This is a genomic window from Sphingobacterium sp. DR205 (genome assembly GCF_011064245.1).
Taxonomy (GTDB): domain Bacteria; phylum Bacteroidota; class Bacteroidia; order Sphingobacteriales; family Sphingobacteriaceae; genus Sphingobacterium; species Sphingobacterium athyrii.
Window position 1 is genome coordinate 2,613,021 of record NZ_CP049333.1, and the last position, 19,440, is coordinate 2,632,460.

Annotated in this window: 14 protein-coding genes; 9 read left to right on the forward strand and 5 right to left on the reverse strand. The window is 41.2% G+C overall.

Features of this window, described 5'->3' with window-relative positions; genetic code table 11:
• Positions 1–4: 4 nt before the first annotated feature.
• Positions 5–304, reverse strand: a complete 300-nt coding sequence (locus G6053_RS11035) for a GNAT family N-acetyltransferase (protein ID WP_165306441.1) — start codon at positions 302–304, stop codon at positions 5–7.
• Between the two features lie 34 nt (positions 305–338).
• Entirely contained in the window at positions 339–1,271 is a 933-nt protein-coding gene (locus G6053_RS11040; protein ID WP_165306442.1) for a ring-cleaving dioxygenase, read from the reverse strand.
• Between the two features lie 400 nt (positions 1,272–1,671).
• Here G6053_RS11040 and G6053_RS11045 point away from each other — a divergent pair, with 400 nt between their 5' ends.
• From G6053_RS11045 to G6053_RS11065, 5 genes are all read left to right on the forward strand, one after another.
• Entirely contained in the window at positions 1,672–2,154 is a 483-nt protein-coding gene (locus tag G6053_RS11045) for an ester cyclase (protein ID WP_165306443.1), read from the forward strand.
• A gap of 103 nt (positions 2,155–2,257) precedes the next feature.
• Positions 2,258–3,082: a glycoside hydrolase family 16 protein gene (locus G6053_RS11050; protein WP_165306444.1), complete on the forward strand. Its 825-nt coding sequence runs from the start codon at positions 2,258–2,260 to the stop codon at positions 3,080–3,082.
• A 122-nt stretch (positions 3,083–3,204) separates the two neighbouring features.
• The gene (locus G6053_RS11055; protein ID WP_108632044.1) at positions 3,205–3,783 is read left to right on the forward strand and encodes an XRE family transcriptional regulator; all 579 of its coding nucleotides are present in this window, start codon (positions 3,205–3,207) and stop codon (positions 3,781–3,783) included.
• Positions 3,784–3,976: 193 nt separating this feature from the next.
• Positions 3,977–5,317, forward strand: a complete 1,341-nt coding sequence (locus G6053_RS11060; RefSeq protein ID WP_165306445.1) for a DUF5690 family protein — start codon at positions 3,977–3,979, stop codon at positions 5,315–5,317.
• An 18-nt stretch (positions 5,318–5,335) separates the two neighbouring features.
• A complete protein-coding gene (locus G6053_RS11065; protein WP_165306446.1) occupies positions 5,336–6,490 on the forward strand; it encodes a TIGR03364 family FAD-dependent oxidoreductase in 1,155 nt (384 codons plus the stop codon).
• A gap of 231 nt (positions 6,491–6,721) precedes the next feature.
• Here the strand turns inward: G6053_RS11065 and G6053_RS11070 are convergent, their stop codons facing one another.
• The gene (locus tag G6053_RS11070) at positions 6,722–8,173 is read right to left on the reverse strand and encodes an IS1182 family transposase (RefSeq protein ID WP_165306447.1); all 1,452 of its coding nucleotides are present in this window, start codon (positions 8,171–8,173) and stop codon (positions 6,722–6,724) included.
• 405 nt (positions 8,174–8,578) lie between these two features.
• On the opposite strand from G6053_RS11070, the gene G6053_RS11075 reads away from it, so the two are divergent.
• From G6053_RS11075 to G6053_RS11090, 4 genes are read left to right on the forward strand one after another with little or no spacing between them, the layout of a single operon-like run.
• Positions 8,579–12,493, forward strand: coding sequence for a response regulator (locus tag G6053_RS11075; RefSeq protein WP_165306448.1), 3,915 nt, complete (start codon positions 8,579–8,581; stop codon positions 12,491–12,493).
• 4 nt (positions 12,494–12,497) lie between these two features.
• On the forward strand, positions 12,498–12,854 hold the full coding sequence (locus tag G6053_RS11080) for a response regulator (RefSeq protein ID WP_108632039.1): 357 nt from the start codon (positions 12,498–12,500) through the stop codon (positions 12,852–12,854).
• 6 nt (positions 12,855–12,860) lie between these two features.
• The gene (locus G6053_RS11085; protein ID WP_165306449.1) at positions 12,861–13,931 is read left to right on the forward strand and encodes a hypothetical protein; all 1,071 of its coding nucleotides are present in this window, start codon (positions 12,861–12,863) and stop codon (positions 13,929–13,931) included.
• Entirely contained in the window at positions 13,925–17,347 is a 3,423-nt protein-coding gene (locus G6053_RS11090) for a sulfatase-like hydrolase/transferase (protein ID WP_165306450.1), read from the forward strand. The genes G6053_RS11085 and G6053_RS11090 overlap by 7 nt, the downstream gene beginning before the upstream one ends.
• Here the strand turns inward: G6053_RS11090 and G6053_RS11095 are convergent.
• The gene (locus tag G6053_RS11095) at positions 17,344–18,585 is read right to left on the reverse strand and encodes a YaiO family outer membrane beta-barrel protein (RefSeq protein ID WP_165306451.1); all 1,242 of its coding nucleotides are present in this window, start codon (positions 18,583–18,585) and stop codon (positions 17,344–17,346) included. The two genes, G6053_RS11090 and G6053_RS11095, sit on opposite strands and share 4 nt — an antisense overlap.
• A gap of 143 nt (positions 18,586–18,728) precedes the next feature.
• Positions 18,729–19,439, reverse strand: coding sequence for a HesA/MoeB/ThiF family protein (locus G6053_RS11100; RefSeq protein ID WP_165306452.1), 711 nt, complete (start codon positions 19,437–19,439; stop codon positions 18,729–18,731).
• Between the last annotated feature and the right edge of the window lies 1 nt (position 19,440).

Here is a 19,440-nt window from a genome sequence, read left to right on the forward strand (position 1 = left end):
CTTCCTATACTGTTTTCTTAAACCATACATCGGCATAGGTGTCAGGGTGACGGTGAAATTGTGCATTTACATAAGGACATAAAGGCACAATTTTCATCGCATTTTCCCGTGCATGGGACACCAATTTTTCCAATAGTATTTTTGCAAATCCTCGACCTTCAAAGGCTTCATCGACTTCGGTATGGTAGACGACCAATCGTCCGTCAATAATGGCGATGCTCATTAAACCAGCTTTTTTCTCATCGGAGAATAATTGAAGTTCACCACGCTGATTTTTATCCAGTACAATTTCTGTTCTTTCCATTGTTTTGCAGTATTTAATAGTGTTTACGTTGATCTTAATCTATTTTTGGTAAAGTGGCTTCGATCTGTGACCGATGACTTTCGTATTGTTTTGGCAATTTAAGTGCCGTACCAAGACTTTCCAATGGCTCATCAACGGTAAATCCCGGATTGTCTGTTGCGATTTCAAACAAAACACCTCCCGGTTCACGGAAATAAAGCGAGAAAAAGTAGTCCCGATTGATTTTTGGTGTAATATCCAGACCTGCTGCAAGCACCTTTTCGCGATATTCCATCAAGATGTTATCATCTTTTACCCGAAATGCGACATGGTGATTCGTACCGGCGGCATTACGTCCGAAAGGTAAATTCCGGTCTGCAACAATATCTACGATGTTCGCAGTGGCTATGCTGTCGGTAGTCAAGCGGTAGCGTTCGTTTTCCTGCCCCTGCACGGAGTATCCTAATATATCCGTCAGAACCTTTAGTGTGGGATCAGCCTCTTTTAAGGAAAGGGTAATATTATGAAATCCCTTTAATGCATTTTCATGATTGATATCCGCTGTCGTCCATACGCTTCTAGTATCTTTAGCTAAAGGTTCAATAAATTGTATTTGTAGACCATCCGGATCGGTAAATGAGATCAATTTTTCACCAAAAATTTCATCTTCCAGAAAAACCACATTGTGTTCCTTTAGTCTGTTTTTCCAGAAAATAAGACCACCCTCCGGGACGGCATAACCAATATGGGTAGCCATTCCGGCGCCCTGTTTACCTTTACCGATACCTTCCCAAGGGAAAAATGTAAGAATCGTACCCGGGCTGCCCTCCTCATTTCCAAAATAAAAATGATAAGTGCCAGGGTCGTCAAAATTGACAGTTTTTTTTACAAGTCGAAGTCCTAGGACCTTTGTGTAAAAATCAAGATTTCGTTTTGCATTATCAGCTATCGCGGTAATATGATGCAGTCCTAATATTTTATTATCCATAATTGTTTTTTTTTATTTTCTTAACTGTTGTAAAATTACGGCAGCTGAAAAACAAAATCATTGAACTAGATTAATAAAAACAGGAATTGACTTTTTGTTTTAATTTGTTGGTAAATTTTAATAGGACCAGGCCCGTAAACAAAAAAACACCTGAAGTTGGGGACCTCAGGTGTTTTTAACCTAACCAATTATTAACCTAAATTTATGAAATGTATATTTTTGAATTTATACTGTAAAGTATTTTTCAATTATCATGCCATATTTTTCAAGATCTATTTTGGGGTGAAGGATGGTTGTTTTGAAAACAAAATTATGGACCAAATGTTGTTTATTGGATACAATAAAATACGGGGCAGTGCATATAATAGGTTCTTTTATATATTATAATTAGGTTCAAATAATGAAAACAAGCAGAAATTTTATGCTGTCAATAGCAATCGTAGCACTGGTATTTACGGGATGCCAGCAGAGCCAACAGGCTAAGAAGGAGAAAGGACAGACGCAGTTGGATATCAACAAAGAGAATAAACGAATCGTATTGGACTTTTATCAGCAGATGTTCGGAGATAAAGATCTTTCTGCCGTCGACCGTTATATTGCTCCGGAATATATTCAGCACAATCCGGCAGTAGCGGATGGTGCAGCAGCATTTAAGGCTGCTGCAGCAAAATGGTTTGAAGGGCAGCCAAAAACCAAGATTGATGTACAGCATATCGCCTCCGATGGGGATCTGGTTTTTATCCACCTTAAAAATAAAAATGCTGATGGCAGTCTGAAATCAACGATAGATATCTTTCGTTTAGAAAACGGAAAGATTGTTGAACACTGGGATACACAGCAAGATGTACCCAAAGAGTCTGCCAATAGTCACCCCATGTTTTAGTATATCGGCTGTTTTTTGTTTAATCATGCTATTCCTTTATAAAAAAGGCCTTATATTTAATACGTTATTGACATTGTAATTAAGCAGAAAATAATTAATCTAAATGAAGCGAATTTTAGGTGCAGGCCTTTTTTATATCCTTATCTCCGCTTGTAGCGTCCATCACAACCCAAAAGAAAATCCACAGGTGTATTTACAAAATCCCGGTCGGCAGACAAAAAAATGGAAGCTTGTGTGGGAGGAGAATTTTAACTCATCAAATTTGGATACAAGCAAATGGAGCCGGATTCCGGCAGGGGGAGCAGACTGGAACCGGCACATGAGTCAAGATGATGCCTGTTTTGGATGGGAAAAGGGAGAATTGATTCTAAAAGGGATCAAGAATACCGATCAGCAGAAAGATGCACGACCGTTTCTCACTGGCGGGATATGGAGTAAAGGAAAATTTGCTTTTCAATATGGACGTATTGAAATAAGAGCCAAACTTGGCAGTTCCCAAGGCGCCTGGCCGGCAATGTGGATGCTGGCTGAGTTGGACAAATACGGGAAGTATCCGCGAAACGGTGAAATTGATATCATGGAACACCTTAATTTTGATGATATTATCTATCAAACGACTCATTCACATTATACCTTGAATTTGGGACAGAAGGATAATCCCAAACATTCCGGAACGGCAAAAGTCAATGCGGGGGACTACAATGTGTATGGTATCAGCTGGTATCCGGATCGGATTGTATTTCAGCTGAATGGCGTGGATACATTTACCTATCCACGGATAACTGGTGTCGATGCGTCCCAATGGCCCTATGATCAACCTTTTTACCTGTTGATTGACCAACAGCTTGGCGGAACTTGGGTAGGGGAAGTGGATTTGAAGCAGCTACCGGTCGAAATGCGCATAGATTGGGTCAAGGTTTACCAATAGTGAACGGGAGTCAAGATCTATAAGAAGTACCATTGATCATTAAGATGGTTTTTTAGTCAAAATTAAGTGACAAAAACTTAACACACCAAGCCGAAAAATAATGTTTATTTTTGATCCCAATTATGGAAGATAATACAATATTTAAGATTAGTCATAAAATAAAAGAAATCCGCAAAGAAAAGGGGATTACCATACAGGAAGTTGCTGATAAAGCTGGAGTAAGCAAAGGACTGATATCACAGATTGAGAATAACCGGACCATACCCTCCCTGTTGGTGTTAATTAATATTATTAATGCACTGGATGTTGACCTGAATGAATTCTTTAAAGATTTCAATTCCGAATTGGATGCAGGGCCGGTCGTTGTTCGAAAAAAAGATAGCTATACATCCTTTGAAAAAGAGCATGCCCTTGGATTTCATTACAAACGTATTTTCACCTCCGCAATAGAGAGTTCTACCATGGATATTGTACTTTTGGAACTGCAGCCTGATGCACAGCGTCCAATGGTAGAGACGGAAGCCTACGAATATAAATATATCATCAGCGGGCAAGTTGAATATATCTTTCAGGATCAAAGCATTCGGCTGGAGGAGGGTGATTCCATATTCTTTAATGGACGGCTTTCACATACACCGCGCAATGTCGGAAAGGAAAAAGCAGTCATGCTCATTGTGTATTTCTTTGAAAATAAACGGTAGTTCTGTCGGGCTAGCCCCTCAATAAAAAAGCATCAATGAAAATTTTCATTGATGCTTTTTTATTGAAGGCTGTACAATGTCAGTTCGGTTACTTATATTTGTTTATAAATACTTAACAAAAGTTTAGTGTTGTGTTAATTTCCAGAATTTACTTTTGATTGCGGACAATGAGGTCCGTCAACAATTCTAAATCATGGATTTGAACCAGCGAATAAAAAAGCGGATTGCGGGGTTAGACGAACGGTCGGTAGCCATTTTACTGGCTATCACGGCATTTTTATGTTACACAAGTATGTATTCATTCCGAAAATCATTTACGGCTTCGGCTTTTGCCAATGAATCTATTTTGGGAATAGATTATAAAGTGTGTATGGTTATTATTCAAATGTTGGGCTATCTGTTTTCGAAATTCTATGGGATTAAATTTATTTCTGAGAGCAAGCGGCGGAATAGAGGGCGCTACTTACTTGCTTTGATTTGTATTTCGTGGGCTGGCTTATTGGCTTTTGCACTTTTCCCTAAACCCTGGAATGTACTCTTTCTTTTTATCAATGGTTTCCCGTTGGGGATGGTCTGGGGTTTGGTATTCAGCTACCTGGAAGGTCGTCGATATACGGAAATTATGGGTGCGGTAATGTCTGTCAGTTTGATTTTTGCTTCCGGTTTTATTAAAACGGTGGGACGTTGGCTTATGTCCACTTTCCACGTCAATGAATTCTGGATGCCTTTTTTTACCGGTATGCTCTTTTTTATGCCTTTTGTCCTGTGTATTTGGATCCTTGAAAATGCCCCGGGGCCAACAGCACAAGATAAGCAGCTGCGGACCGAACGTGTAGCAATGGATGCCAGTATGCGTAAACATTTTTTCAAGGTATTTATGCCCGGCATTATGTTGACCATTATTATTTATACAATGTTGACGATTTTACGTGACGTTCGTGATAATTTTGAGATAGAAATCTGGCAAATGCTGCATCTGAAAGGAGCGGGGATATTCGCTAAAGTCGATGGAACCATTGCGCTTATTGTCTTGATTTTAATAGGCTGTTTAATTATGGTAAAAGATAATCTGAAAGCATTTAAGCTGATTCATTACATGATTATTTTGGGCTTTTTGACTGCCGGGATTTCGACCTATTTATTCTCCATGCATTGGATCGGCGGTCTCAGTTGGATGTTATTGGTCGGATTGGGACTTTATATGGCTTATATACCTTATAATGCCATATTTTTCGAACGTATGATTGCGACCTATCGCATGAAAAGTAATATTGGTTTTGTCATGTATATGGCTGATTCGGTTGGTTATTTAGGGAGCTTTTTGATTTTAATGAATAAAGAATTTTTACCAAATTCAGTCACTTGGGGCGCTTATTTCATCCAGTTGGTTTATCTGGCTTCCATTATAGGTGCTATCCTGGCGATCTTTTCGTTAGTTTACTTTGTTCGGAAGAAAGAACAGATGAAAACGAAGAAAGGCGATGAATTGCTGCAGCCCTGGCAAGCGAACAGTGGTGAAGTACAAATAAGTTAATGCTAATTATTTTAAAGAATGAAAACAAATACATACGATTTAATTATTGTTGGCGGTGGTATCCTGGGGACTTTTCACGCCTATCATGCATTGAAAAAAGGATTAAGTGTACTCCAGCTGGAAAAGGATAATTTTCCTGTCGGGTCTACTGTGCGCAACTTCGGTCAGGTGGTGCCATCGGGGATGGCAGGTGAATGGTTTGATTATGGTGTACGGGGGCTGGAAATATACCAATCCATCCAACAGGAAATGGATATCTCCATTCGGAATAATGGCAGTATTTATATTGCATCTGATGCTGATGAAGTACAGGTCATTCACGAGCTGTCTGCACATTATCAAACGAAAGGATACGATCATGCGCTCTGGTCCAAAGCGCAAATCTTGGCAAAGTATCCCGCCATGAATGCCGATTATGTTCAAGAAGCTATTGTTTTTGATCAGGAACTGAGCGCCGAACCTGAAACAATGATTCGCCAGTTGCATATTTTCATGCAGGCAAAATTTGAAAAATATACATTAAAATATGACACAACCGTTATTGCCTGTGAAGATGGTAATGAGCAGGCGAGCTTGACGACAAGCAGCCTCGAAGTTTTTGAGGGAGCGAAAATCATTATCTGTAACGGGTACGAATTTAAGATCTTGTACCGTTCATTGTTTGATGACAGTGGTCTCGAAATTAGTAAACTGCAAATGATGCGCACCAGACCGTTACCTCAGATCCAGCTACCGGGAAATATCCTGACCGGTTTAACGATTCGTCGTTATGAAAGCTTTGAAGAATATTGTCCATCATTTGGGGCTATCCCGGTGCCTGAGCATTATCATGAACTGCGGAAATATGGAATACATATTTTATTTAAACAGGCCACCGATGGTAGTATTATTGTTGGAGATTCACATGAATATGCGGCGGGGAATCGATTGGATGACTTAGGCTTTGCGGTTGATACTTACATCAACGAGCTCATGATTGCCGAGGCAAATCGTATTATTCCGATGCAGAAAGATTGGATTGCTTCCTCTTGGTCAGGTTTCTATGCACAGCATAAAGATCATATTCTCGAAGTTGATGTCAGTTCGCGCATCCATGTGCGTACAGGTATCGGCGGCAAAGGGATGACGGCCAGTGCCGGATATGCCGAACAAAGTATTGAAAAGCTGTTTTAGCATATCTCCTTTTATAAAAAACGCCTTCCCTTTTTTCGTAGGGCACTGAAAAAGTAGACATAAAATAGTCTATAAAAAGATAAGCGGATGAACAGATCATAAGATGTTCATCCGCTTCATTTTTTAGCGGCATATTATTTTTTCCTCTAAGGTCGACTTTGGTATGTTTTTTGAATCTAGAGAGCGTTTTCTACTTTCGAAAAGGATTTTTCAGAAATGAGACTCTCAAATCTAGAATTTGAGTATTCTTTTTAGATTTACTACGAATATAGCCAGTGCTCCTTGCATTTTCATGTTTTCCAGGCCGTAGGAATCCGCCCTGTCATATCCATGAACATTCTTTAACTCGCTGTTTTTTGCTTCAATTTTATATCTATGCCTCGACTTTTCCCTGAAGTATTCGCTCTGCTGAAACACCTCCTGTTCTATATGCTCATCTGTTCGTATAGAGACTGAATATGTTTTGCTTTTAGCTTCCGGTTTGTAGCATCCATCCCTTAGTGGGCATACCTTGCATTTTTCGACATCGAAATAATACGTCATTGTCTGGTTGCACCGGTGTATCTTTTTACCCTGCACTCGCTTGTACATTGCCAGATGCCCTGCTGGACAGACAAACATATCTGCATCCTTGTTATAGTCAAACTTTTCTTCCTCTTTTCTGGCACCATGGGTGATTGCAGGATTTATCTTGGCTACAATTTTGATTTTATTGCCTTGTTGGTCTTTAAGCTTCAGGTTTTCCTTTCCAGCATAGGCCGCATCACCTATGATGGTATCTACCTCCATTCCGTTGGACCGGGCCTGATTCAATAGTTTTGGTAGTTCAGGACCATCCCCCTTTTCTCCTGAGGTAACAACTGCTGCTGCTATGATACGCTCTTCTGTCATTGCCAAATGCGTCTTATAACCAAAAAAACTACTGTCTGCGGTCTTGTGCCCAACTCTGGCATCCACATCTTTGGAAATTATATAGTTCTCCTGGGTATCTTCAACGGTCTCTTTTAGCAGGTTTAGTTTCTCCTTTACAGCTGGAATTTCGCTTAAAGTCGTATCAGACTCAATCAGCTTTTGAAGCGCCTTACAATATGCTATTTCTTTCCGGATATCATTTGACTCATTTTTCTGAGGCATTTGATCCTTGAAATCCTCATCCATCGAATATACAGCCTTACGCAGTAATTTTGAACGTTGTCTGAGCACCTCAAGTGGGGAATATGGATTCGACCGGGAAAGCGAATGGGTCGAATCAACGATGATGGACTTGGATTTGATAATACCTTTTTCCAATGCTATGGAAACGGTTTTCCCTATCAATAAATTCAACAGATCCATATCCTTAAGCCGCAGTTTACGGAACTTCGTCAGAGAGCTGGAGTTGATGACATCCTCTTCAGGTGACATCTCCAAAAAATATTTAAAGGACATATCGTAACGGGAGCGCTCCACAACATCAACATCTGAAACGGTGAATATGGTTTTCAACAACAGATATTTGAACATCCGGACAGGGCTTTCTGCAGTCCGCCCATTATTTGAACAATACTTATCCAAAAGCTCATTATAAATGAAACTAAAATCTATCATTTCATTGATCTTGCGAAGTAGATTGTCTTTAGGAACAATCAGATGGTAGAGCCTGGAATATTCACTAAGTTGGATTTTTTGTTGTTGAAATAACATTGGATGAACATAAAATACAACTATAAGATACAAAAAAAGGAGTGGAAAATCTTAGATTTTCCACTCCTTTTTTTGTTAAAAGCTTTAAAGGACTTTTTCAGTGCCCTCCTTTTTTCGGGAGGGCGTTTTTTATATAGGCTTTATCCTACAATCTGCAATTTTTGTATGAGAAAGAAGAGGAGCATTTCGGTCCTGTTGGTTTTAAAAAAATTAATTATTAAGAATTTGAAAAGCAGGTATACATTTATTTTTGGCCAATCTTCTATGTCCTACAGCAACAATTTAGCGTTATCATTGTTTATCAAATAAGTATGATTCAATGATATTTCCTTATTGGTTATGTGTTCAACAATGTTTTTATTAACTTCACGGGCATAATAAACCACAAGTAACGGACAACAGCTTATGACAAATCAGAATTTCCCTGAAAATGAATGGCGAAGGATAGAGAAATTAAAGTCCTATGAGTTAATGGGGCTAGGGAAAGACCCAGAATTGGATGTGTTTGCACAGGCTGCTTGCTTGATTACAGATTCACCTGCTGCACTGATTGCCATGATGGAAGAGCAAACACAACGTATACAGAGTTGTGTTGGCATGGAACTGGATACCGTCGAAAGAAAGAATACCGTCTGTCAGTATACGATCATGAGCACAGAGCTACTTGTCATAGAGGATACCTTTGCAGATCCGCGCTCATCCTCCAATCCGTTAATACGGGAAGGCAATATTCGTTTTTATGCCGGGGTGCCGCTAATGGATGAGGATGGGGATGTATTGGGAACTATTTGTGTGATAGATTTTCAGCCCAAGTCGCTCTCTGATAGGCAGAAACATTTATTGGAAGAACTTGGAGTGGGTGTAACCAAGATTCTTCTTGGAAAAAAAAGAAAGCGACAGGCTGGATATTTCTCCGAAATCTTTCAGCTGACAAATAACGTCATTTGTGTATTAGACCAAGACTGTCAAATTAAAGATGTCAATCCTGCTTTTACAAACGTATTGGGGATTTCAAGATCAGAAAGTATCGGACAGTCCTTACTGACGTTATTGCAAGATGATACGAAAACGCTGGCTTCCGATTTGAAGCGGATCGTGACGGCAGATTATGGGATTCAATCCACCTCATCAACACCTCAAAAGGATGGCTCTGAGGTTATTATCGAATGGCATTTTAAGTATGATGCGATCAATCATGAAATTTTAGCCTTTGGGCGTAATGTCACACAGGAACGTCAGGAAAAAATGAAGCTGGAAAATTCGGAACGTCGCTTCCGAAGTTTTTTTGAAAATGCCATCGGTTTGATGAGTATGCATGATATGGAAGGTAATATTCTGGCGGTCAATGAAAAAGGTAGGGCGGTGTTGAAATATGAACAGCATGAGGTTAAATCGCTCAACCTGAAAAAATTGGTTCCGCCACACCATGTGGGACTGGTGGAAGAATACCTAAAGCGAATTGCGCAGAATAAGGAGGATTCCGCGATGATGGTGCTACAGACAAAAGACGGTGAAAATATTTCCTGGCTTTACCATAATATGGTCGAAGTGGATGAAGAGGGCAAACCCTATGTGGTCAGTACGGCATTGAATATGACCGATCGCCTGCGTCTTGAAAATGATCTGCGGCATACTAAACAGATCCTGGAACAGACCAATGCTGTCGCCCAAGTCGGCGGATGGGAGGTAAACCTTGCAGAAAATAAAGTCTACTGGTCCGATTCAACAAAATTAATTCATGGTGTTGATCCGCATTTTACACCTGATTTTGAACATGCTATTGGTTTTTATGAACCGGATAGCCAAGTAGCACTGCGGCATATATTCGAAGAATCGGTCCGTAATAGAAAACCCTATGATACGGAACTTCGCCTGTTAAAACAGAATGGAGAAACAATCTGGGTCAGGGTAAAAGGAATCCCTGAATTTGAGAATGATGTCTGTAAGCGGGTATTTGGTATCATTCAGGATATTGATAAGAGTAAATCGCTGTATCTTGAATTAGAACGTAAAGAATCCATGTTGCGTGCGTTTGTAAATTACGTGCCCGCGTCCGTTGCGATGTTCGACCGTGATTTTAATTATGTGTCGCTGAGCAATCAATGGATTGAAGATTTTCATAAGGATGAAAATCAATTGCTCACCAAAAACCTGTTTGAGCTTTTTCCGGATATTCCGGACCAGCGAAAGAAAATCTATCAAGATGCATTGCAGGGCATTCCCTATAAAAATATAGACGAAGTTATTCAGGTCGGCGGAATTGCCGAACCACAACACTTCAACTGGGAAGTACGGCCTTGGCATCTGACAGATGGCAGCATTGGGGGAATTATTATTTTCACGCAAAATATCACGGAATCTGTCCAAATAAATGAGGAGTTAAAACTTGCAAAAAAAATGGCAGATCTGGCAAGCAAGGCCAAGTCTGAATTTTTGGCCAATATGAGTCACGAAATCCGGACGCCATTAAATGGTGTGATCGGATTCTCAGATTTGTTATTGAAAACTCCGCTGAATGATACGCAAATGCAGTATCTGGGCTATATTAATGAATCCGGCAACAGCTTATTGAACATTATCAACGACATTCTGGACTTTTCAAAGATCGAGTCCGGAAAATTGGAACTGTTTGTCGATAAGCATAATGTATACGATATCGCAAACCAAGTGATCAATGTCGTATTATACCAGGCGCAAAGAAAAGAGGTCGAATTGCTTTTGAATATTGAGCAAGGATTGCCGGCTTTTGTATGGGTTGACGAAGCACGCATTAAACAAGTCCTTATTAATTTATTGGGCAACGCGGTTAAGTTTACTGAGCAGGGGGAAATCGAGTTTAAAATAAGCAAGCTTCATCATGACAGCGACAAGCTAAGCCTGCGTTTTGAAGTACGTGATACGGGGATTGGAATTCCTGAAGAGAAACAGCAGCGTATTTTTGACGCTTTCACGCAGGAGGACAGTTCCGTCAGCAAACGATATGGTGGAACTGGGCTTGGACTGACCATCTCCAATAATTTATTAAAGTATATGGGGAGTAAGCTGAACTTGATCAGCCAATTGGGCAAAGGATCAACGTTCTACTTTGATATTGAAGTTTCTTGTGAAGAAATGGAAAGCCAAGATGCCGATTTGCCATTAAATAGGGTGCTTGTGGTGGACGACAATGCCAACAATCGTATTATTCTGCAACACATGCTGGCTTATAAACAAGTTGAATCTGTCCTGGCCGAAAATGGTATGGAAGCATTGCAGCTGCTGATGAAGGGCGAACGCTTTGATGTGATCTTAATGGACTATCATATGCCTATTTTATCGGGCCTTGAAACCATTGAAAAGATTAAGGAGCTCTTTCGGAAACAGGGTGAGGGGATTCCGTTGATTGTATTGCATACATCTTCTGAAGAACATGAGGTAATTTCGGCATTTAGACAGGAGGAACGCTCGTTTTGCCTGCTGAAACCCATTAAATCGGATGAGTTGTATCAAACCTTGCGCAGGGCAATCCAACAGAATAAAGAAGAGTTGGGACAGGCGAAAGCAAACCTATCCTTGCCTACGGAATCCTATGGTAAGGGAATCCGGGTGCTACTGGCTGATGACAATGCGGTAAACATGGCGTTGAATGTAAGAATGATGGCCAGTATTATGCCCGATGCTATTTTAACAGAAGTGTCAAATGGCGCAGACGCAGTTCAGGCATGTGAGGAAGTAAGTTTCGATCTTATCCTGCTGGATGTGCAGATGCCGGAAGTGGACGGTATCGAAGCAACAAAACAGATCCGTCAGATGAAACAATACCAAGATACGCCCATTATCGGCATCACTGCCGGTAATGTTTCGGGAGAAAAGGAACGCTGTTTAGAAGCTGGCATGTCTGACTTTTTAGCTAAACCTATTCGTCTGCAGGATTTGTTTAACGCCTTGCAGCAGGCAATGTTATCTGTGGAAGTTTCTGGCACGCCAGAAATTGAAGCAGTTGATTTGGCTGCACATTTGGATGTGCGACGTCTGCATGAGCAGGCTGGTGATGATCCTGCATTTTTATCCTTTTTCCTCGACTTGGTGATCAAGGAAATTACATCCTCGAGAGCACAGATCACCGAAGCAAAAAGGGAAAATGATAGGAAGCGTATCAAGGAGCTTCTACACAAATTAAAGGGAACCTCTTCAACTGCCGGACTCATTAAACTGGCCCATTTAACGAACGAACTTGAAGCCAATATGTCATTTGATACCGATCTGTCAAAAGCCTTTGCCGTTATTGAAGAAGAAATGGAAATCGGATTGGATTTGATTACAAAAATTTTAAATAAATAGGAATATGTTGATTTTAATTGCCGAAGACGACGAGTTAATTTTGCGCACCGTAGAACACAAGTTAGTAAAGGAAGGACACGAGGTTGTCTTGACCAGAAATGGTCAGGAAGCTATTGAAAAAATTAAGGAATCAGATTTTGATCTGATTGTGACGGATATTATGATGCCATTTGCATCGGGAATTGAAATTCTTTCGGCGATCAAACGTCACGGAAAAAAAGTCCCTGTCATTGTGTTATCCAGCATGGGACAGGAGGAAGTGGTTGTGGATGCCTTTGACCTGGGCGCATCGGATTTTATGGTTAAACCATTTAGTCCAAACGAGCTGATCCTGAGAATAAAACGCTTAACAATTAAATAGACGGCGATGAGTTTCCATCATATTGTCCTACATGAGCTTATTCTGGCGATTGTTGTCGTCTTGATTCTGGTTCTGCTGCTGATTATTACGGTGCTGGGCTATAGCTTTTATAGCTATCGAATCTTGCACAATCGACACAGCTGGAAACAGATCATTGAATATAAGATTATGGAGCGGGTTGTGGGAAGCGATGGAAATGACGAGCAAGACCGCGAGTTCAGCCGGCATTTAAAGGAGCCTTCATTTCGAATACTTTTTTTGGAGATACTGGTAGATTCTGGCCGCAAATTTTCAGGAACAGCCAAAAAAGCCATCAATAGGTTGTTTTATGATTTTAAATTGGAAGACGAAGCCTGGCGAAAGCTACGACAACGGAAAGCCTATCTCGTGGCTGGGGGTATACAGGAACTGGCTGAGATGAAGGTTGAAGCGGCAATTCCGGAGATAAAAGCTAAACTAAATGATGATCGTACCGTGGTGTATCAGGAAGCACAATATGCCATGGTGACTTTCCGGGGCTATGAAGGCCTGGAATTTCTGACACATTTTGATAAACCGCTATCAGACTGGCAGCAACTACGCTTATTGTCCTCAATTCATCATATACCTGAACTTTCGGATGTTCAGGCTTACACCTGGCTAAAGAGCACAAATGATTCGGTCGTTATATTTACCTTACGTCTTATCCGTAAGTTTAGGCTGATGGCATTTTATACGGCAGTATATGAGCTGCTTGATCATACTTCCACGTCTGTTCGTGTGCAGGCCATACGCACCATGCAGGCTATAGAAAATAGTGCGACGATCAGTCAATTTATTGCCTGCTTTGATCAACAGCCCATTGATGTACAGCTCGAAATTCTAAAATCCATGAAGGTGGCCAGGAGCAAGGAAAGTGAGGACTTTCTGAAGGATCAATTGTGGAATAATGCCGCCGTATCAATTAAAATCCACTCGGCTGAAGTGCTCGTGGTTTTAGGCGAAGGACAATATTTACGCGAAATTTCGCAAAAGGCAGATACTTACGACGAACTTATACAAATTATTAAACACGCTTTGCAAGAGAAAAAATGTTAGAATTTTCCCATATCGTCTATGAAATTGTAGTTTGGCTATTTTTGCTTTATTCCGCCGCCGTATTTATTATCTATACATGGATAGGTTTATATGCCTATGGAGCCGTATTTCGCTATAAACATAAAAATGCATTTACCGATTACGGTATTATCGCCACTAATCCCAATGCACCTACCTTCAGTTTGATTGCACCGGCCTATAACGAAGGCATGACCATCATCGAGAATGTACGCTCTTTATTGTCCTTGTATTACCATAATTTGGAAATTATCATTGTGAATGATGGGAGCAAGGATGATTCCATGCATAAATTGATTGCGGCTTATGAGCTCGAACCTTCTTCATTTTTCGTGCAGGGAAATATTGAAACCAAGGCGATCCGAGGAATCTATAAAAGTAAAAATCCAGCCTTTAAAAAACTTATCGTTGTCGATAAAGAGAATGGCGGTAAAGCGGATGCACTCAATGTTGGTGTTAATATTTCTGCCGGTGATTATATCGTCTGTATTGACGTGGATTGTATTCTGGAACAGGATGCGATCTTAAAATTGGCTAAGCCATTTTTGGAACAAACAGACAAACGCGTTATTGCCTGTGGTGGCGTAATACGTTTGGCCAATAATTGCAATGTGGTGAATGGCTCTGTGACGGATGTCAATCTTCCGAAGTCCTGGTTGGGACGAACACAGGCTTTGGAATATATCCGTGCCTTTATTTTGGGTCGGATGGCTTGGTCCAGGGCTTCCGGATTGATCTTGATTTCTGGAGCCTTCGGGGCTTTTGATCGTCAGATCGTTTTGGCTTGCGGTGGTTATGACAGAAATACGGTGGGTGAGGATATGGAACTTGTTGTTCGTATGCGGCGTTATATGGAAGAGCAAAAGCAAGCCTATGAGGTCGTTAATATTCCGGATCCCCTGTGCTGGACAGAAGTACCGGAGTCAAAAGAGGTCTTGCGCAAACAGCGCAACCGTTGGATGAGAGGTACCATGGAGACCTTATGGAAGCACCGCAAGCTGATGTTTAACCCCAAGTATGGTCGTTTTGGTATGATCAGTATGCCTTATTGGTTTTTATTTGAGTTTTTGGGCCCCATTGTCGAGTTTACGGGTTACATCGTTTTCGTGATCTTTTTTATTTTAGGAATTATTAACTGGCCCTTCTTCTTCGCCTTATTTGCGCTGGTCATTGCTTCTGGAATTTTATATTCCATCTATGCCATCCTGGTTGACCTCGTCAGTCATCAGGTTTATACAAAGAAACGAGACCTCTCCACCTTAATTGCAACCGCTGTTCTTGAACCGCTATATTTTCACCCCATTGTTGTTAAAGCCGGTGTACAGGGCGTGGTTGATTACTTTCGCAAGCAACATGGCTGGGGTGAGATGACAAGACAAGGCTTTCAGCAAAAAGAGGCGAATGAGTCTGTGTGGACATACTTGGGCAAGCGGTTAATTTCGGCATTGCAGGGAATAGGTCCTGTTATGCTGGTTTTCTTTGTGCTGTATATGTTGTCCATTGCGATAGAATGGTGGTGGTATGGCCGGCGTTTTGCCCAGCTTGCCGAAGCGGGGGCAGGGAAATACCTTGTAGGAGATAACCTGCTTTTTGCCTTTCAGGTATTGGGCTGTGTGGGTATCGGGTATTTATTGCTTCAGTTTTTAAGCAGCTTCTGGGCCAGGATCCTGTTGGTGCTGTCGTTTTCAGCTATTGTTGTCATCCAATTTATCCTGTTTTTGTATTTCGGAGAATCGAGAAATCTGCTCGGAGCAGATATGTTTTATTACAGTTCCGAAGAGATGAAGCAGATTTTGGAAGCCAGCGGCATGTTGAATTTTACAAATATTGCTTTGCTTTTATTATTGATTGTGATTGCCTGGGTTCCCCTTTGGATGGCCAATAAACAGACTTTTAAAAAGGCTTATGTGGGCATTGCATGCTTGTCTTTGGGCTTTGGGGCCTGTTTTATTTCTTCGGCTTCGATTTTGGGAAGTGCTTCGGCAAAAGACGAATTCGTGGCCAATGCAAGCCGCAGCAAATGGCGGTATTTTTTTGAATCCAACTTGTCAGATTATGTGGAGGAACATCCCGGAATGCTGGCCGCCCTGTATCAAGATAATGTGGATCCAAAGGAGCTGGATAGTAAATTTCCTTTTTTGAAAGCTGAAGATACCAAAGATTTTCTGGGAACTTATTTAAAGAAGACGGCAAAGGCGCCGAATTTGGTCATCCTTGTGATTGAAGGTTTAGGACATGCGTATAGTTCAGAAAATGGCTATATTGGTAACTTTACACCCTTTATAAGCACATTAAAAAAACAATCCTTGTATTGGGATAATAATATAAGTTCCTCCGGAAGGACATTTTCCGTATTGCCTACCCTAACCGGTTCATTGCCTTTCGCCGTGCATGGTTTCCTCGAACAGGATACATTGCCGGATCATTTTAACCTGTTCAATATTCTGAAGCACAATGGTTTCAATACGGGATTTTTCTATGGTGGTCATTCTAATTTCGATTTCATGAAAAAATTCATGGACTATAATCAAATCGATAGACTCATTGACCAGGATGCTTTTGGTTCACCGTATAGAAAGTTACCGGAAAAAGGCGGGGAAAGTTGGGGATATGAAGATCAGGCCGTGTTTAGTAAATTGCTTGAAGTACAGAAAGTGCAGGAGAATCCTTATTTCCACGTCCTGCTGACACTGTCTACACACAATCCATTTTTGATTAATAACACAGCCCATTATGAGCAGTTATTTGATCAGCGAATAGCATCCACGGAGCTGTCGCCAACGCAAAAAAAGTGGGCCATGGAAAACCGGACGCAGCTTGTCTCCGTCTTAAATTTGGATGATGCCATGGAACAGTTTTTTAAGGAATATAGAGAGAGGCCCGATTTTGCAAATACCATTTTTGTGATCACAGGAGACCATGCCATGCCGGAGATTCCTTTGCAAAGCAAAATCGACCGTTATCATGTGCCACTTTTGATTTATTCACCGCTCTTAAAAGAAGCAAAGACCTTCCACAACTTTGTGAGCCATTTTGACGTAGCCCCTTCGTTGCTGGCCTATTACAGAGAAAATTTTGCGCTAAAAACTCCAGCTCAGGTGACCTGGATCGGCCAGGGGCTTGACAAAGGTGTGTCGGCGAAAGGAGAGGGGATTGCCATGATGCAGAGCAAAAATCAACTGGCTGACTTTGTACGCGGTAATTATCATCTATCTGAAGGGCAAGTATATAAGCTGGACGGAACCCTCAATGAGGATATTGCTTCGGATGCTGCGAAAGAAGAAATGTCCAAGCGCTTTGAACTGTTTAAGCGCAAGAACAAATTGTTTTTTACTCAAAAACGACTGCTGCCGGACAGCGTTTACAGCAATTATTTTGGTTCCTTGAAAAAAGACTAAAATTTGCGGATATAACCCAGAATGATGTCCAATTGATTTCCCTTTTCTTTTGGTCTGAATTCTTGGTTATAATAGGTGCCAGAGATCGAAAATAGGTTACTTTGTTTGACCGAGAAATTGTACTCTGCACCCACTTTAAATGTTTTTAATTTGTACTGTGCGTTATCTAATAAATTATTTCGGTTTTCCTCGGGACTCAAACCTGTACCAGCGCTAAATCCGAAGTAATCGTCTGCACCTTTGGTATAGTAACGTACTGTTCCGGTATAAGATTGGGAAATATTCTTCTCGCCGGGTGTGAGGTATGTTCTCAGATTGAACCAGAAGTTTTGGTAGTACTTTCCGACAGAAGCCGTATACATCCAGATATTGTCGCTGAAATAGAGTTGCCGGTACCCAATTTCCCCTTCAAAACTATGCGGTAAGTTGGCGTATAAGGAGACACCTGTACGGTATTTGGCAAATATGCCCACATTATTGGAGTAAGCTGCTCCAACATAGAGATAAAACAGCTTGGACAGGCGTGGGTAAGCTTCCATTTCAAATTGTACACCGTTTTCCGCAAATTTATTCGCATAATTTGTTCTAAAGATCACAGATCCGATGGGAGTAGCACGTTTATAGCTCAGGCCAACGATGTGCCAGTTATTGTCAAACTGCTTGTCAAAATAGGCGAAATTATAGGTTAGGCCAATGGCGTTTTTAGCGGTATATTCCTCAATGTTTTTGGCCAAAGACCGCGCTTCCGCATTTTTGGGGTCGATCTTGAGGAGTTGATGGACAGCATTTTCGGCGACCTCGTAGTGATTGGCGCTATAGTTGATCTTTGCTTTTAATAAAAGCAGATCCTGTGATTGCGGATGAAAACTCAGCCCTTTGTCGGTCAGCTGGCTGGCTTTCTCAGCCCGGTCGTTCCAGTACTCCAGCGCTGCATAGGCTAAAAAGAAGTCTTCATCTTTTGTGTCTTTCAGATCCAGTTCGTTAAAGAGTGTCCGGGCGGAGTCAATCTTGTCCGACCACGTGTAAAGGCGTCCGAGGAAAATGCTGATGTCTGTATAATCCGGTGCCTGTAGCAGTGCCTGTCTCGATAATCGAATGGCCTGCGGATAATCTTTTGAATCAAAGGCTACCTTACGCGCTTTGGCAAAGAGATTATCAGCAGTGATCTTTGTCTCTTGGGCAGTTGAAAATAAAGGTAATAAAGCGAGGGATAGTAACGGATAGATTACTTTTTTCATTCCAGATTGTATAGTTGACATTTTAGCTTGCTAATATATAAACTAAAATTAGAAAATATTGTTTGCCAATGCTTGTTTTAAAAATGAATTTTCATGATAAATAAGGAGCTCCCCGCCGGCAGGTGAGCTCGTTACGTCATATTTTAAAAAGAAAGCTTCAAAAAACGCCAATGAAGCGTATCTACAAGGGTCAGTTGATTAGTGTCTACAGGCAGTTCTGCGGCCATTTTGAGTACCTGCATGGCCATCATACTCCCTATTATACCCGGTAAAGGACCCAGCACACCATTTTTATCACAGTTGGGCACCTGTTCGGGGGGAGGAACTGAGGGAAACAGGTCGAGGAGATGTTTACTGCCCTGATAATTAAATACGGCCAACTGTCCTTCAAATCCGTGTATACTTCCATAGACTAAAGGCTTATTAAGCTTTAGACAGGTCTCATTGAGCAGGTAACGCGTCTTAAAGTTGTCGCAGCAATCCACAATGATATCATAAGGTCGAAGAATTTCTGCTGCATTGTCAATATCGATTTTAACCTGTATGGGCCGGAAATCAATTGTACTGTTGTGCTGTTGCATAAAGTCAGCGGCGCTGCTAGTTTTGGTTTTATGGAGTTGCTTTTCGCCATGGATCACTTGCCTATTGAGGTTATGTAGTTCTACCCGGTCAAAATCGGCCAAAGCAAGCACGCCAATGCCAGCAGCTGCCAGATATTGCAATACGGGACTCCCCAGCCCGCCGGCTCCAACGATCAGTACTTTGGCATTCATGATTTTTCGTTGTCCCGAAACACCAATTTCCTCGATAAAGATTTGTCGGCTGTAGCGTTCGAAAATAAAATCCTCTTTCATC

Bases quoted from the DNA above. Each gene is read 5' to 3' on its own strand.
- G6053_RS11035 (WP_165306441.1), bottom strand. From the start codon at position 304: ATGGAAAGAACAGAAATTGTACTGGATAAAAATCAGCGTGGTGAACTT.
- G6053_RS11040 (WP_165306442.1), bottom strand. From the start codon at position 1,271: ATGGATAATAAAATATTAGGACTGCATCATATTACCGCGATAGCTGAT.
- G6053_RS11045 (WP_165306443.1), top strand. From the start codon at position 1,672: ATGAAAACAAGCAGAAATTTTATGCTGTCAATAGCAATCGTAGCACTG.
- G6053_RS11050 (WP_165306444.1), top strand. From the start codon at position 2,258: ATGAAGCGAATTTTAGGTGCAGGCCTTTTTTATATCCTTATCTCCGCT.
- G6053_RS11055 (WP_108632044.1), top strand. From the start codon at position 3,205: ATGGAAGATAATACAATATTTAAGATTAGTCATAAAATAAAAGAAATC.
- G6053_RS11060 (WP_165306445.1), top strand. From the start codon at position 3,977: ATGGATTTGAACCAGCGAATAAAAAAGCGGATTGCGGGGTTAGACGAA.
- G6053_RS11065 (WP_165306446.1), top strand. From the start codon at position 5,336: ATGAAAACAAATACATACGATTTAATTATTGTTGGCGGTGGTATCCTG.
- G6053_RS11070 (WP_165306447.1), bottom strand. From the start codon at position 8,173: ATGTTATTTCAACAACAAAAAATCCAACTTAGTGAATATTCCAGGCTC.
- G6053_RS11075 (WP_165306448.1), top strand. From the start codon at position 8,579: ATGACAAATCAGAATTTCCCTGAAAATGAATGGCGAAGGATAGAGAAA.
- G6053_RS11080 (WP_108632039.1), top strand. From the start codon at position 12,498: ATGTTGATTTTAATTGCCGAAGACGACGAGTTAATTTTGCGCACCGTA.
- G6053_RS11085 (WP_165306449.1), top strand. From the start codon at position 12,861: ATGAGTTTCCATCATATTGTCCTACATGAGCTTATTCTGGCGATTGTT.
- G6053_RS11090 (WP_165306450.1), top strand. From the start codon at position 13,925: ATGTTAGAATTTTCCCATATCGTCTATGAAATTGTAGTTTGGCTATTT.
- G6053_RS11095 (WP_165306451.1), bottom strand. From the start codon at position 18,585: ATGAAAAAAGTAATCTATCCGTTACTATCCCTCGCTTTATTACCTTTA.
- G6053_RS11100 (WP_165306452.1), bottom strand. From the start codon at position 19,439: ATGAAAGAGGATTTTATTTTCGAACGCTACAGCCGACAAATCTTTATC.